This is a genomic window from Aestuariirhabdus sp. LZHN29, from assembly GCF_049985285.1.
In the GTDB taxonomy this organism is placed as follows: domain Bacteria; phylum Pseudomonadota; class Gammaproteobacteria; order Pseudomonadales; family Aestuariirhabdaceae; genus Aestuariirhabdus.
Map to the genome: position 1 here is coordinate 274,514 of NZ_JBNIEU010000001.1, position 15,242 is coordinate 289,755.

The 15,242-nt window shown below is 56.4% G+C and carries 15 protein-coding genes; 4 read left to right on the forward strand and 11 right to left on the reverse strand.

Features of this window, described 5'->3' with window-relative positions:
- Positions 1-11 precede the first annotated feature (11 nt).
- The 4 genes from lspA to murJ all read right to left on the reverse strand — a co-directional run bounded on the left by lspA (position 12) and on the right by murJ (position 5,987).
- A complete protein-coding gene (gene lspA, locus ACP3PW_RS01315) occupies positions 12-491 on the reverse strand; it encodes a signal peptidase II (protein WP_426414846.1) in 480 nt (159 codons plus the stop codon).
- A 17-nt stretch (positions 492-508) separates the two neighbouring features.
- Positions 509-3,337 carry an isoleucine--tRNA ligase gene (gene ileS, locus ACP3PW_RS01320; RefSeq protein ID WP_426414847.1) on the reverse strand — a complete coding sequence of 943 codons (2,829 nt, stop codon included), beginning with the start codon at positions 3,335-3,337 and terminating at the stop codon, positions 509-511.
- Positions 3,330-4,340 (reverse strand): bifunctional riboflavin kinase/FAD synthetase, encoded by a 1,011-nt coding sequence (gene ribF, locus ACP3PW_RS01325; protein WP_426414848.1) that lies wholly within the window; start codon positions 4,338-4,340, stop codon positions 3,330-3,332. The genes ileS and ribF overlap by 8 nt, the downstream gene beginning before the upstream one ends.
- A 93-nt stretch (positions 4,341-4,433) precedes the next feature.
- Positions 4,434-5,987: a murein biosynthesis integral membrane protein MurJ gene (gene murJ, locus ACP3PW_RS01330; protein WP_426414849.1), complete on the reverse strand. Its 1,554-nt coding sequence runs from the start codon at positions 5,985-5,987 to the stop codon at positions 4,434-4,436.
- A gap of 222 nt (positions 5,988-6,209) precedes the next feature.
- Between murJ and rpsT the strand changes: the two genes are divergently transcribed.
- Positions 6,210-6,479 carry a 30S ribosomal protein S20 gene (gene rpsT / locus ACP3PW_RS01335; RefSeq protein WP_426414850.1) on the forward strand — a complete coding sequence of 90 codons (270 nt, stop codon included), beginning with the start codon at positions 6,210-6,212 and terminating at the stop codon, positions 6,477-6,479.
- 171 nt (positions 6,480-6,650) lie between these two features.
- Here rpsT and proB read toward each other — a convergent pair whose 3' ends face one another.
- From proB to rplU, 4 genes are all read right to left on the reverse strand, one after another.
- Positions 6,651-7,775 carry a glutamate 5-kinase gene (gene proB / locus ACP3PW_RS01340; protein WP_426414851.1) on the reverse strand — a complete coding sequence of 375 codons (1,125 nt, stop codon included), beginning with the start codon at positions 7,773-7,775 and terminating at the stop codon, positions 6,651-6,653.
- A gap of 20 nt (positions 7,776-7,795) precedes the next feature.
- Complete coding sequence (gene cgtA, locus ACP3PW_RS01345; RefSeq protein ID WP_426414852.1) at positions 7,796-9,007, reverse strand: Obg family GTPase CgtA; 1,212 nt, start codon at positions 9,005-9,007, stop codon at positions 7,796-7,798.
- Between the two features lie 122 nt (positions 9,008-9,129).
- Entirely contained in the window at positions 9,130-9,387 is a 258-nt protein-coding gene (gene rpmA, locus ACP3PW_RS01350) for a 50S ribosomal protein L27 (protein ID WP_426414853.1), read from the reverse strand.
- Between the two features lie 20 nt (positions 9,388-9,407).
- A complete protein-coding gene (gene rplU, locus ACP3PW_RS01355) occupies positions 9,408-9,722 on the reverse strand; it encodes a 50S ribosomal protein L21 (protein WP_426414854.1) in 315 nt (104 codons plus the stop codon).
- A 344-nt stretch (positions 9,723-10,066) separates the two neighbouring features.
- Between rplU and ACP3PW_RS01360 the strand changes: the two genes are divergently transcribed.
- Complete coding sequence (locus tag ACP3PW_RS01360; protein ID WP_426414855.1) at positions 10,067-11,047, forward strand: polyprenyl synthetase family protein; 981 nt, start codon at positions 10,067-10,069, stop codon at positions 11,045-11,047.
- A gap of 40 nt (positions 11,048-11,087) precedes the next feature.
- Here ACP3PW_RS01360 and ACP3PW_RS01365 read toward each other — a convergent pair whose 3' ends face one another.
- Positions 11,088-11,321 (reverse strand): DUF2789 domain-containing protein, encoded by a 234-nt coding sequence (locus tag ACP3PW_RS01365; RefSeq protein ID WP_426414856.1) that lies wholly within the window; start codon positions 11,319-11,321, stop codon positions 11,088-11,090.
- A 241-nt stretch (positions 11,322-11,562) separates the two neighbouring features.
- On the opposite strand from ACP3PW_RS01365, the gene ACP3PW_RS01370 reads away from it, so the two are divergent.
- Together ACP3PW_RS01370 and ACP3PW_RS01375 are read left to right on the forward strand one after the other, a co-directional pair.
- A complete protein-coding gene (locus ACP3PW_RS01370; RefSeq protein ID WP_426414857.1) occupies positions 11,563-12,534 on the forward strand; it encodes a GIY-YIG nuclease family protein in 972 nt (323 codons plus the stop codon).
- A gap of 75 nt (positions 12,535-12,609) precedes the next feature.
- Positions 12,610-12,987, forward strand: coding sequence for a hypothetical protein (locus tag ACP3PW_RS01375; protein WP_426414858.1), 378 nt, complete (start codon positions 12,610-12,612; stop codon positions 12,985-12,987).
- Positions 12,988-13,098: 111 nt separating this feature from the next.
- Here the strand turns inward: ACP3PW_RS01375 and ACP3PW_RS01380 are convergent, their stop codons facing one another.
- Positions 13,099-13,728, reverse strand: a complete 630-nt coding sequence (locus ACP3PW_RS01380; RefSeq protein WP_426414859.1) for an FKBP-type peptidyl-prolyl cis-trans isomerase — start codon at positions 13,726-13,728, stop codon at positions 13,099-13,101.
- A 96-nt stretch (positions 13,729-13,824) separates the two neighbouring features.
- Positions 13,825-15,195, reverse strand: coding sequence for a glutathione-disulfide reductase (gene gorA, locus ACP3PW_RS01385; RefSeq protein ID WP_426414860.1), 1,371 nt, complete (start codon positions 15,193-15,195; stop codon positions 13,825-13,827).
- Between the last annotated feature and the right edge of the window lie 47 nt (positions 15,196-15,242).

The following is a 15,242-nucleotide window of genomic DNA, read 5'->3' on the forward strand; positions in this document are numbered from 1 at the left end:
CTTGGCACCTGTCAGGTTTCCGATTGCGTTTTCGATTCCCGGTTGCGTATTGCGTCAACGATGAGCATGAAAGCGCCCACCGTAATGGCACTATCGGCGATATTAAACGCGGGAAAATAGTGCTGTTTATAATACACCAAGAGGAAATCAACCACGTGCCCAAGCACGATCCGATCATAAAGATTCCCCAGCGCTCCGCCCAGCACCAACGCCAGCGCAACCGCCAGCCAGCGCTCCGTAGGCTTGAGTGAACGTAGCCAGAAAATCAGCATCAGGCTAACACCGCTGGCGACCGCGGCGAAAAACCAGCGCTGCCAGCCGGCGGCATCACTGAGGAAACTAAACGCCGCCCCGGTGTTGTAGGCCAGAGTAATATCGAACATTGGTAATACTGCAACTCGCTCATACAGCTCGAATACACTCACCACGTAATGCTTACTGAGCTGGTCGAGCACAATGACCAACACCGTGAGCCATAACCATCGCAACATTCCCATCCGCACCTGGCTCAAGCGAAACGGCGATGTTCACCATCACCATCAACGTTGGTAACACAGCGAGGACACAGCTCCGGATGCTCCTGCACCTGGCCAACCTCCTCCAGACGGTGCCAGCAGCGCACACACTTGGTGTGCTCGGAAGCCTTTACCAACAGCTTAAGCCCGGCAAGCTCGGTTTCCACCGCATTGCCACCGGCCTCGGAAAGGGGTGCCACCTGCGCACTGGATGTAATCAAAACAAAGCGTAGCTCCTCGCCTAACTCTGCCAATAGCGCCTGCAACGAGTCATCGCAGTAGAGAGTTAGCTCAGCTTCCAACGAGCCGCCGATCTGCTTCAGGCTGCGGGCATTTTCCAGCTCCTTATTGACCGCACTCTTCAGTGCCATCACTCGAGCCCAATAGTCCCGGTCCAGTTTTTCCCCATCGGGCAGCGCCGCCAAACCATCGTGCCACTGGTTGAGCAACACCGATTCATTGCGCTCACCGGGCATAGCCTGCCAGATCTCTTCGGCGGTAAAGCTCAGGATGGGAGCGATCCAGCGAACCAGTGCCTCGACCACATGGTAGATCGCCGTCTGGGCGCTGCGGTAGGCAAGCCCCGAGGAGGGCGTGGTATAGAGACGATCCTTGATAATATCGAGGTAGAATCCACCCAGGTCCTGGGAACAGAAACCACTGATTTTCTGACACAGGCCGACAAAATTATACTGCTCGTAATGTTGCTCCACCTCGCCCTGTAGCTGCAGGGCACGATCGATCACCCAGCGATCCAGTGCCACCATTTGCTCTGGCTGCAACTGATGCTGCGCGGGATCAAAGTCGTGCAAACTTCCCAACAGAAAACGCGCCGTGTTACGGATACGACGATAGGCATCCGAGGTTCGTGTAAGGATCTCGTCGGAGACCGCCATTTCGGAACTGAAATCGGTGGAGGCTACCCAGAGACGCAAAACATCTGCGCCGTATTTGTTCATCACATCCTGCGGTGCGACAACGTTGCCCACCGACTTGGACATCTTGCGGCCATCCTGATCAACGGTGAAGCCATGGGTCAGCACCTGTTTGTAGGGTGCGGTACCACGAATAGCGATTGAGGTCTTTAGTGACGACTGGAACCAACCCCGATGCTGATCGGAGCCCTCCAGATAGATATCGGCAGGGGCACGCAAACCTTCGCGGCGATCGAGTACCGAATAGTGAGTCACGCCGGAGTCAAACCAGACGTCGAGGGTGTCAGTTACTTTTTCGTACTGACTCGCCTCGTCACCGAGCAATTCGCTGCTGTCGAGTTCAAACCAGGCATCGATCCCCTTCTGTTCTACCCGCAGCGCTACCTGTTCTATTAATTCGGCGGTGCGCGGGTGCAGCTGCTGGGTCTGTTTGTTGACAAACAGCGCGATGGGAACGCCCCAGGTACGCTGGCGCGAAACACACCAGTCGGGGCTGGATTCAAGCATCGACTCGATACGCGCCTGGCCCCAACCGGGGAACCACTGCACGTCTTGAACCGCCGCCAACGCATCCCGCTTCAAATTCTTCTCGGTCATGCTCACAAACCACTGCGGCGTCGCACGATAAATCAAAGGCGTCTTGGTACGCCAGCAGTGGGGATAGCTGTGGAGCAGTTTATCCTGACGCACCAAACGCCCTTTGAGCTGCAGCACATCCACAATATTAGGATCGACTTTATAGACGTGCTGGCCGGCAAATTCGCCGGCGGCCTCGATAAACACGCCATGGTCATCCACCAGGTTGAGCGTACCTATCTGGTAAGCGCGCCCGACCACGAAGTCATCAACACCATGATCGGGGGCTGTATGCACCGCTCCGGTACCGGCATCGGTGGTAACGTGATCACCCAGAATGACCTGCACCGTGCGCTCATAAAAAGGGTGATTCAGGAGTTTGCGCTCCAGCGCTTGGCCACCGGCGCGAGCAACCACCGACCAGGACTCGATGCCGTAGCGCTGCATCACCTGCTCGACCATCGCCTCGGCCAGCAGGATACGCTCAACGCCCAGGCCTGCGTCGAGCTGCACCAGTACATAGTCAAGATCCGGGCTCAGCGACACCGCCTGGCTAGCGGGCAGCGTCCAGGGCGTCGTGGTCCAGATCACCACCGACACGGGCCCCTGGCCACCGCCGTTAAGTAGTTCGAATGCCGACAAAAAGTCCTCTTCATCCAGGGGAGCGTAACGAACGTCAACCTGGGTGGAGGTTTTATCCTGGTACTCTACCTCGGCCTCTGCCAGCGCGGAGGCGCCTACCACGCTCCAGTAGACCGGCTTATAGCCTTTGGTGAGGTGACCGTTCTCGGCAATCTTGCCCAGTGCACGGATGATATTGGCTTCGGTTTCGAAATTCATGGTGAGGTAGGGATTATCCCAGTCACCCAGTACCCCCAGACGCTTGAAACTTTCTCGCTGGCCATCGACCTGCTTGGCCGCGTACTCGCGACAGCGGGTGCGGAAATCGGAGTAGGAGACCTTTTTTCCGGCCTTACCGATCTTCTTCTCAACCTGATGCTCTATGGGCAAGCCATGGCAGTCCCAGCCCGGTACATAGGGCGCATCATAACCGGCCACGGTACGTGACTTGACGATAATATCCTTGAGGATCTTATTCACCGCATGACCGATATGGATATCGCCGTTTGCGTAAGGGGGGCCATCGTGCAGGATAAACTGCTTGTCGCGGCCACGGCTTACTTCACGAATCTTCTGGTACAACCCCATGTCATACCACTGCTTGAGCATCGTCGGCTCGCGCTGGGCCAGGTTGGCCTTCATTGGAAAACTGGTTTTGGGGAGATTCAATGTGGACTTGTAATCAGTCATGGTCTGGGTATCTATTCGCTTGTGGATCTGTGGGTGCAAAGAGCGCACGGGCGCTATCAAGGTCCTGATGGATTGCCGCTTGCAACGCCTCGAGGGACTCAAATTTTTTCTCATCACGCAGCTGGTGTAAAAACTCCACCACCAGCTCCTGGCCATAGAGGTCGCCACTGAAGTCCAGCAAATGGACCTCAAGTACCGCCTTGCGGCCATCTACCGTGGGGCGCATACCAATATTGGCGACCCCATTATATCGATTGCCGGCGACCGTCGCGTGAACGGTGTACACGCCTCGCAATGGTGCCTGCAGCCGCTTTAACTGGACATTTGCGGTCGGCACACCCAGCTCCCGGCCCAGTTTCTGGCCATGAGCGATGCGCCCACGAATCGAGTAGGGCGCGCCTAGCAGTCGAGCCGCAAGGGCCAGCTTGCTGTCCGCCAGCGCAGCGCGGATGCGAGTGCTACTGATCCGGTCCTGCCCATCAAGAATGGTACGGGTATGGGTCACCGCAAATCCTTGTTCCAAACCGGCTCGCTGCAAACGATGAAAGTCACCACTGCGGTCGCAGCCAAAACGGAAATCGTCACCGACAACCAGATAGCGCACTCCCATCCCCTGCACCAATACCTGATCGATGAATTGATCGGCGGACAGTGCGCGCAGGCGCTGGTTAAAACACAGGCAGATCACTCGATCTACCCCATGATGGGTTAACAGCGCGAGTTTTTCCCTCAGACTACTAAGGCGCGCTGGCGCCTGATCCGGAGAAAAAAACTCTCGGGGTTGCGGCTCGAACAGCACCACAGCAGAGGGCAGTTGCAGCTGGTCTGACTTTTCATGAAGCTGCTTCAGGATATCCTGATGCCCGCGATGAACCCCGTCAAAGTTACCGATGGTCGCCACGCAGCCAGGCGCAAATTTGCCCAGATTATGTAATCCGCGGATCAACTGCATAGACGTAAACCAGGGGTCTCCCAAAAAAGGCGTCGACAACCAGGGCGGCACCCTGACTTCCAGGTCCGACCAGACGGTGACAAAGGCGCAAATTATATAGTAGTGACGCTATCGAGAACACCATGGGCGCGCAATGGTATGCGATTAGTGGCGAAACTGGCGGGGGCGAATACCGCTCAGCAGCAAGGCACCTGCATAAGTGGCCAAACCGGCTCCTACCAACAGGGCCATCTCGTAACAACGACGCCACCAATCCCACGCCAGCCAGGCGTCAACATCGGCCACCATAACAACCAACACAGCCGCCATCACCAGATTGCTCAACCCTAACCGTAACCCATAGCCACGCCAGCCGGGCTGGAGCTCAAAGACTCCCGCACGTTTCAGTCCCCAAAACAGCAATCCGGCGTTGAGAAACGCCGACAGCGAAGTGGCCAGCGCCAATCCCGCGTGTTGCAGCGGCCATACCAGAATCAGGTTGAGCACCATATTGGCCACCATCGCCTTGATGGCGATCTTCACCGGCGTCTTGATGTCCTGACGGGCAAAATACCCGGGGGCCAGCACCTTGATCACCATAAAAGCCAACAAGCCACTGGCGTAAGCACGCAGACTCATCGCTGCCATGACCACATCGCGATCCTGCATCGCCCCGTAATGGAAAATAGTGGCTATAAGAGGCTCTGCCAAAACAAACAGCGCCAAGGCCGAGGGCAGCCCAATCAGCAATACCAGGCGCACTGCCCAATCAAGGGTGCGGGAAAAGGCCTCGGGACGATTTTCCGCCTGCCGACGCGACAGGCTGGGCAAGATCACGGTACCGATCGCGATACCAAAAATCCCCAGCGGCAGCTCCGATAATCGATCCGAATAATAGAGCCATGATATCGACCCCGTTTGCAGGAAAGAGGCCAGTACAGTATCGAGCAACAGATTGATCTGGCTCACCGACACCCCGAACAGCGCCGGCAACATCAGAGTCATGATGCGCTTGACCCCCTCGTGGCGTGGCTGCCAGCGCGGTCGCGGCAGCAGCCCCAAACGCCACAGAAACGGTAGCTGGAACAGCAACTGGATCACGCCGGCGACAAAGACCCCCCACGCCAGCGCCATAACGGGGCGCTCAAACATCGACGTAAAGAGGAGAGTGGCACCAATCAAGCTCAGGTTCAGCAACACCGGAGTAAAGGCAGGGACCGCAAAACGGCCATAGCTATTGAGGATCGCACCACAAAAGGCGGTTAGCGAGATCAACAACAGGTAAGGGAAGGTGATGCGCAGCATCTCACCGGCAAGCCCGAGTTTTTCCGGCAGGTCGTGAAACCCGGGGGCAAACACCATGACCAACACCGGAGCGGCCAGCACCCCAAGAGCCGTCACGGTTACCAGCACCCCCGCCAGGGAACCCGCCACCGAATCCACCAACTCTTTGACCTGATCGCGCCCGCGCTGGCTCTTATACTCACTCAGCACCGGCACGAAAGCTTGGGAAAAAGCACCTTCAGCGAATAAGCGGCGCAAAAAATTGGGAATTTTGAACGCTACGAAGAAGGCATCCGCCTCCGCCTTGGAGCCGAAATAGCTCGCTATGACCACATCGCGCACCAACCCCAGCACTCGAGAGAGCATGGTCATCACGCCCACCACCGCGCTGGATCGCAACAACCCGCTTTCAGGTTTTGTCTCGCTCTGGGTCACTACTCAACAATCCCTTGGATAGAAACGGCACCGTGCCGAATTACATTACTTGCGGATATTACAGTTCGCGCTATTATAGCGCCACATTTGGACGCACCACTGACAACCCTGTCAGCGGCCAACAATGCGAATCTTTCCCCTGATGGCTGTTGACAACGGCCGATCAAGTCGGCATAGTTGCGCGTCTTAAATTCATCGACCCTAATTTCAAGGAGCAAGACGGTGGCAAACTCCCCCTCTGCTAAAAAACGTGCGCGCCAAGCTGAGAACCGTCGTCAGCACAATGCTAGCTTGCGCTCTTACGTTCGCACCACTATTAAGAAGGTCCTGGCTGCTGTAGACGCTAAAGACCAAGAGCTAGCCAAGACTGCATACGCTGCTGCCGTACCGGTTATCGACCGCATGGCTGACAAAGGCATTATTCACAAGAATAAAGCCGCTCGTCACAAGAGCCGCCTGAACACCAAAGTAAAGGCACTGGCTCAGGCGTAAGCCCTGATGAAGTGACAAAAAAACCGGCGCAAGCCGGTTTTTTTATGCCCAAAGTCAGGCGTTTGATCGCAACCTTCCAGGACAACGGTAACGATCAGTCCGCTTTAACACCCACTATAAAAAGCCAAACAGACCCAAAAAAGCGGCAGCCCTGAAAAAAGACAGGCGACACTATACCAGTACCAGATTATCCCGATTTACCAATTCAGGCTCATCGACGTAGCCGAGAATGGACTCGATATCCCGCGACGGTTTACCCATGATTTTTGACGCCTCATCGGCACTGTAGTTAACCAATCCTCGCGCCACATCATTACCCTGCTCGTCAACGCAGTTGACCATCTCTCCACGCACGAAGCGCCCCTCGACCCGGGTCACCCCCACCGACAACAAGCTTTTTCCAGATTCGCGCAACACCCGCACTGCACCGGCATCCAGATGCAGCACGCCACGGGTCTGAAGATGCCCCGCCAGCCACTGCTTGCGCGCCACCAACCGCTCCTGTTCGGGCCATAGCAGGGTACCCAGCGCTTCGGCTGCAAACACCCGCGACAACACATCCTCTTCACGCCCACCCACAATCAGGGTATGAGCCCCGGATCGCGCCGCTAACGCCGCCGCCTTGACCTTGGTCATCATGCCACCTCGCCCCAGACGCCCCGTCCCGCCGGCCGCCATAGCGGGCAGCTCAGGGTTATTGGCAGCGGATTCGCTGATCAACACCGCCTCAGGGTTCGTCGAAGGGTTGGCCGTATAGAGCCCTTTCTGGTCGGTCAGAATTACCAGCAGATCCGCTTCGACCAGGTTCGCAACCAGGGCGCCCAGGGTATCGTTATCTCCAAAACGGATCTCATCGGTCACGACCGTATCGTTTTCGTTGATGACCGGCACCACACCCAGCTGCACCAACGTATTCAGTGTACTGCGGGCATTGAGGTAGCGCTGACGATTGGATAGATCCGCGTGGGTCAGCAACACCTGGGCGGTCAGCGTATGATGACGCTTGAAGTGACTTTCATAGGTTTGAACCAACCCCATCTGCCCCACCGCAGCCGCCGCCTGCAGCTCACGCATGGAGCCCGGGCGCTGCTGCCAGCCCAGCCGGGTCATGCCCGCAGCGACAGAACCGGAGGAGACCAAAATCAACTCGACCCCCTGCTGTCGCAACCGAGCCATCTGGTCAACCCAACCGCCGATCGCGGCAACATCGAGCCCCCTGCCATCATCGGTTAGCAGGGCACTTCCAATTTTTACTACCCAGCGCTGAAAACCCGGTATCTTGCTACGCCGCTCCATCGGATTGCTACTCTCCACCATCAAGGTTGATAGATGATCTCTACATCGTGATCGTCATCATCATCGTCGTCTTCGTCGTCAGCAACCATGCCTCGCTTGCGCGCGAGCCGCTCCTGCTTGCGCTGCTCGTGGAGTAGGCGCATCTGCTCGCGAGCCTCAGCTTCCATCCTTGCCTTAAACTCTCGTTCCTCCTGCGCAGCGGCTTCATCCTCTGCCTCTTCCTCATTGCGCTGCTCGATACGAACCAGCAGCCGCTGACACAACTCATTGGTACCCAAACCACCAATAGCAGAAACCTGACACACCTCGCCTGTCCACCCCAGGCGCTCGATAATATCGCGACACACCGACTCACGCTCATCCTCGGGTAACAGATCGACCTTATTCAGGACCAACCAACGCTCACGGGAGGCCAGTGCCGGACTGAACCCTTCAAGCTCATGGATAATCGACTGCGCCGCCTGAACCGGGTCCCCCCCATCAACCGGTGCAACATCCACCAGATGCAACAGAATACGACAGCGAGCCAGGTGCTTGAGGAAGCGCACCCCCAAACCCGCCCCCTGGGACGCGCCTTCGATCAACCCGGGTATATCGGCGATGACAAAGCTGCGATGGCTCTGCACACTCACCACCCCGAGATTTGGCACCAGCGTGGTAAAGGGATAATCGGCCACTTTGGGTTTGGCGGCGGAGACCGCACGAATAAAGGTCGACTTACCTGCATTGGGCAGCCCCAGCAACCCGACGTCCGCGATCACCTTTAACTCCAGCTTCAGGTCGCGCAGCTCCCCCGGAGTACCGTGGGTCGTTTGCCGTGGAGCCCGATTCACACTGCTTTTGAAACGAGTGTTCCCCAAGCCATGAAATCCGCCCTGAGCCACCAGTAGCACCTGCCCATCTTCGGTCAAGTCTCCGATCACCTCAGAGGTTTCCTCGTCAATAACCGTCGTACCCACCGCCACCTTAAGGTAGATATCTTCACCTTTTTTACCGGTGCAGCCGCGACTCATCCCGTTCTGGCCACGCTCAGCACGATGACTGCGCTGAAAGCGATAATCCACCAGGGTATTGATGGCGTTATCCGCCACCAAATACACACTTCCACCATCACCGCCGTCACCCCCATCGGGGCCACCCTTGGCGACATACTTTTCACGTCGAAAACTGAGACAGCCATTGCCCCCGTCACCAGCCGCTACGTGCACCAGGGCTTCATCAACAAATTTCATGTAGAGACTCCGTAACAGAGAAGCGCACCACTGCGATCCTCAGAGTATATCAGTTGCCCCACGAGCAACAGACACAAAAAAGCCCCGTACCGGACGGGGCTTTTTCCGTATTGAGCAACCTATCAGGCAGCGTCGATACGAACGTACTTGCGCTTGGCAGGCCCCTTGACCTCAAATACCACCTTACCATCCGCCTTGGCGAACAGGGTGTGATCTTTACCAAGACCTACGTTTTCACCAGCATGGAAACGAGTACCGCGCTGACGAACCAGGATGTTACCTGCAATGACCTGCTGACCACCGTAACGCTTGACACCAAGGCGTTTACTTTCCGAGTCGCGGCCGTTACGTGTACTACCACCAGCTTTTTTGTGAGCCATGAGTTTACTCCTTCGTTCGATTAACCGGCGTTGATACCAGTGATTTTGACTTCAGTGAACCACTGACGGTGGCCCATCTGCTTACGGTGATGCTTACGACGGTTGAACTTAACGATCATGACCTTCTTGGCACGTCCGTGGTTCACCACCTCAGCGGTCACCTTGGCACCCTCAACGACAGGAGCACCGATTTTCAAGCCATCACCGGCTGCTACCATCAGCACTCGATCAAACTCAATGCTGTCGCCGGTAGCAACTTCCAGCTTTTCCAGCTTTAGTGTTTCGCCTTCAGTGACACGGTACTGCTTGCCACCGCTTACAATTACTGCGTACATATTTTTCTCCGAAAATCCAAGATTAGCCTGATACAGGCGAGCCTTGTTGTTAAAGGCATCCAACCGGCAAACCGGTCAGAGTTTTCTATGAAACTCCTGCACTTAGGTGGGCGTACGCCTCTCGGACCCGTGCATGCGGGCTACTGCTCTTCATCCACGACCCAAAGGTCGGGTAACAAGTGGAACAGCGCCCCAGGATTTTCAAAATCAGGGGCGCAGATTCTACGGCATACAGAAACGGCAAACAACCCCTGAAACACCCGAAACTTGTGACTTCTTGACTCTTTCAGGTGCACCCCATAGGATGCGACCCCATCTTGCACTCATTAAGTAGCCCCGCCCAAATGGCCAACAGCAGCCCTATCGATCAGATTCAAGCCGTTGTCAGCGAAGATTTTATCGCCGTTGACCAGCATATTCAGCAGCAGCTCAGCTCCGATGTCCCGCTGGTACAAACCATCGGCCAGTACATCGTTAGCGCCGGCGGCAAGCGTCTCCGCCCCCTATTGGTTCTGCTCAGTGCCCGAGCCTGCGGCTTCAACGGGGAAGCGCGTATTGCCTTGGCGGCCGTCATTGAATTCCTGCATACCGCCACTCTACTGCACGACGATGTGGTAGACATGTCCGACCTGCGCCGTGGCCGCGATACCGCCAACGCAAAATGGGGCAACGCCCCCAGTGTACTGGTGGGAGACTTCCTCTACTCCCGCGCCTTTGAAATGATGGTCGATATCAGCGATCTGGAGGTGATGCGTATTCTATCCAACGCCACCACCGTGATCGCCCAGGGCGAGGTTTTGCAACTGATGAAAGTTCGTGACGCCAGCACCACCGAAGCGATCTACATGGAGGTCATTCGCGCCAAGACCGCCATGCTGTTTGAGGCATCGACACACGCAGCAGCCGTTTTGAGCGATGTCGCCCCCCAACAGCGGGACGCTCTAAAACGCTATGGCGACAAGCTGGGGATCGCTTTTCAGCTGGTCGATGACCTGCTCGATTATCAGGGCGACGCCGAGGCGATGGGAAAAAACGTGGGCGATGATCTGGCCGAAGGAAAACCTACCCTACCCCTGATCTATACCATGCGTGAAGGGAGTGATGCCCAGGCGCAGCTGGTCCGGCAAGCGATTCAACAGGGCGGACTGGAGCAGATCGAGGCGATCTCCGCGGCGGTACGTAGCAGCGGTGCGCTGGAGTACACCGCCAAGCTGGCACAGCGTTATGCAACGGAAGCGATTGAGGCTCTGGGCGCCCTCCCTCCCAGTGATGCCCGTGACGCCATGGAGTTGTTAGCAAACTTCTCGGTATCGCGCAGTTTTTAAAACCAAAGGCACCCATCAATAACGGCGCACGGGGAAAGGGTTATTTTCTTAACAGCATACTGAGTTCATCCACCAGCTCAGCCCAATCGCCGTCATTTTCCAGCTCTTCACGCAGAAACTGCGCCTGGGCTGCACTCCAAAACGGCGCGTCGGCAAGAGCCACGCCCTCTGCAAGGGGGCCAAACTGGGCAACGAAATCATCAATCTCCTGATCACTACCCGCCAACCCCAGCTGCTCAAACAACGTGTACATCGTGTGCACTGACCTATCCATCCAACCTCCCACTCAAACCGATACCCGATCAGGGCCGCAGCCCACCCGCAGATGCGACCCACCCATAAACCGGCCCGCACCACTTGCTCAGAGTTTAGTTCAAAGGAGAGCACGTGAAAGATTAGTGATGCTGGCCTGCGAGTGAATTATTTAGCAGCAAGGGCTCTGTCAAGTCTGGTAAGGCAAAAATCGATCGGTATAATTGCGCCCTTTTTCGCAGCCGGTTCCAGCCGGATAATCCGTGACAGGGGTTAATTTGATCGTATTTACCGTATCCAATCGCTCTACTGGCAAAGTCTATGTTGGTTCCACTCGCAACCCGTTGTTACTGCAATGGGAAAAGATCGTAGAAGCCGCCGAATCGGGGCTGGATTACCCTCTCTATCAGGAGATTCGGGCTCAGGGGGCTGACAGTTTTCAGCTTGAGGAGTGGGACTATGCCGATGACCGCGCCGAACTGCAAAAATTGGAACGTGAAGCCCTGGAGACCTTTGGTGCAGAATCACTCCGCGGCTACAAAACGGCGATCGCGCCTCGCGAGGCCCCGGTTAAAAAGCCGCGTCCAAGGGCGACCGTAAGGCGATCAAAACCCACGGCCGAGCCGACCTCCGCCGCCACCGAACCTGTCGAACAGAAAGAGAGCGGGCCCGTTACGCACGTCAATGGCGCCGGGGAATCCGTGGTGCGCTTTGACGGAAAACGCACCAGCGTCAAGGATGCGATCGCAGGCATCGGCAACCGGGTACCTGAATACACCGTGATCGATCCCTTATCACGCAGCCGTGGCGAAGGCGCCAGCAAGGTTATGGAGAGGATAGCGTCACGGAGCGAGAAAAACGCAAACGGGGCCACCGCCGCAGAGGAAGACGCACCCGCTGCGACCCCACCAAAAACCTGTTCCAGCCCCGGCAGCGACCAGGTTTTGGCAGAGGCGCTGGCCACGCTCCAACAGTTACGCAGCAGCACCGACACACCGACTGACCCGGAGGCATCTTCAAGCGCTGCCAACGGTCCCCAGGAAGAGATCGTCACAGAAACCGTAGATGACGCACACGCCCAACAGCTGCGGGAGGCGATTAGCCGCCAGCGCCAACACTGTTCCGAGCGCTGCCAGCAACAAACCAAGCGCTTCAACCTCCAGCAGGTCGAGCGTATCGAGGCTCTGGAGCTGCTCGCACAGCAAAAGATGGCTCGACTGGGAAGCGCAGCCTGACTAAGCTATCGCTATAACACTCTGGAGCCCACGGGCATGACGCGTCGCAAAAAAACCAAATCGATCTCCGAGGAGATGCGCAAGATTAGTAAAATCACGCGCAAGGCCGCCGAGAAAAGCAGCGATAAAAAGCAGCTACGCCGTGAAAAACCACGGCAAAAATCCGTCTATGAACGGCATTTGGAAGCGCAATCCAAAACCGCGAACAAGACGACCGATAACAGCAAAAAGAAACCCAAGGTCAGCAAGCCGGCGGCAAGCGCAGCCAAAACAGGGATTCAAAAAAGCGCTGCGCCGAACAACAAGCCAGTCGCCGCTAAAAAGAGCTCTCAACTCAAATCCAAAACGACGCCGGAGAAGCCCAGAAAACCCAAGCCCGACCCCGCGGACATTCAGGATATGAGCGGAGAAGACCTGTTCGATATGTTCGATCGAGGCTCCTTCCACCAATAGAGCGCTATCCATACCTGCGAGCAGCGGCCACTAAAGGCTCTATGCACGCCCATAAAAAAACGGGAGGACCGGTCGGTCATCCCGTTTTTTTATTCCCTACCCACTTCTGTCTTACAGAATATCGAGCAGCTGCACTTCAAAGATCAATGCGGCAAAGGGAGGGATAGCACCCTGAGATCCCTGCTCACCGTAGGCCAGCTGATAGGGAACATAGAGACGCCACTTCGAGCCCGTAGGCATTAGTTGCAGGGCTTCGGTCCAACCCTTGATAACACCGCTGACCGGAAACTCTGCCGGCTGTCCACGCTCTACGGAGCTGTCGAATACAGAACCGTTGACCAGTGAACCGTGGTAGTGGGTACGAACGCTGGAGTTAAGGGTCGGTTTTTCACCGTCTCCCTCGTCCAGAACCTCGTACTGCAGGCCAGACTCCAGCACCACAACGCCTTCGCGCTTGGCGTTTTCTGCCAGAAATTGCTCGCCTTCAGCGGCCAGCTCTTTATGCTGCTCGGCTTGGGCTGCGCGTACCCGCTCGCTAATGACCTGGAACGCAGCTTGCAATTCCTGACCTGCGACCGCGCTCTCAACTCCCGTGAAAGCGTCGCCCAGGCCACGTTTCACTAATTCAATATCAAGGCCTTCAAAACTGTTATCGCGCAGCTGATCGCCCATCTGGCGGCCAATTCCATAGCTCACCCGACCCTCGTCGGTGGTGATGGCGGACTGGGTAGTATCTGACATGCTGATATATTCTCCGTGGGACAAAAAGTGCGCAGGATACCAGCTGACAGCGCCGCTCGATAGTCCGGCGCTGTACTGGACACCCTACCAGCGTTATCAAGCTTCGACGGTGCGGGTAATATCGCGTAACGTCACAAACTCCTCTGCGGCCGTAGGATGGATACCGATAGTGCTGTCGAAGATCGCTTTGGTCGCCCCCGCCTTGATTGCGATCGCAATCCCCTGAATGATCTCCCCGGCATCGCTACCGATCATATGACAGCCCACCACGCGATCAGTGGCATCGTCCACCACCAACTTCATAAAGGTGCGCCCCTGGCGCCCGCTGAGCGTGTTCTTCATATGGCGGAAACGGGAGGTGTAGATCCGCAACTTGCCAAAGCGCTCCAGTGCCTGCTCTTCGCTGAGCCCCACCGTGCCGATATTGGGCTGGCTGAATACAGCGGTGGCGATATTGTCATAGTCCATGGCAATGGGTTGGCTGTCGTAGAGGTATCGTGCCAGCGCCATGCCTTCTGCCAGCGCCACTGGCGTTAGCTGCATACGATCGATCACATCGCCTACGGCATAAATCGATGGTTCGCTGGTCTGGAAATGATCGTCGACCTTAATCGCCCCCTTGGCCGTCAACTCTACCTTCACATTTTCCAATCCCAGATCATGGGTATGGGGCACGCGACCGGTCGCGTAGAGCACCTGATCTACCACCAGGCTTTCGCCACTATTAAGCGCAACCTGCAAACGACCATCGTCCCGCCGCTCTATCGACACCACATCGGTATTGAAACAGAGCTCCAGGTTATGACTATTGTTCATCTCCTCTTTTAATACTTCGCGCACCTCCTGATCAAAACCTCGCAAGAATAGCTCTCCGCGATAGAGCAGGCGTGTCTTTGCCCCCAGACCGGAAAGAATGCCGGCAAATTCAACGGCAATGTACCCTCCCCCGACCACCAATACATCTTTGGGAAAGGTCTCCAGATAAAAAATTTCGTTGGAGCTGATCACATGATCTTTACCGGGGATCTCTGGCACAAAGGGCCAGCCACCGGTAGCAATAAGGATGCGCTCAGTACGATAGCGCTGCCCATCAACCTCAACCGTGTGGGCATCAACAATGCGTGCCCGCCCCTCCAGCAAAGAGACGCCGGCATTGTTTAGCATGCTGCGATAGATACCGTTGAGGCGTTCGATCTCGCGGGTTTTGTTATCGCGCAAGGTAGGCCAATCAAACTGACTCTCCCCGACCGTCCAGCCATACCCTCGAGCGTCCTCAAAATCCTCGGCGAAATGGGAACCGTACACAAAGAGTTTTTTGGGTACACAGCCCACATTGACGCAGGTCCCCCCCATGTAACGATCTTCGGCCACGGCCACCCGTGCTCCCAGCCCTGCGGCGATGCGCCCTGCGCGCACACCGCCGGAGCCTGCACCGATAACAAACAGATCAAAATCGAAACCCGACATTTTGTTTTCCTCCTGCCTTCCGCTCTTAGCTGGAAGTTCTTCAGCCC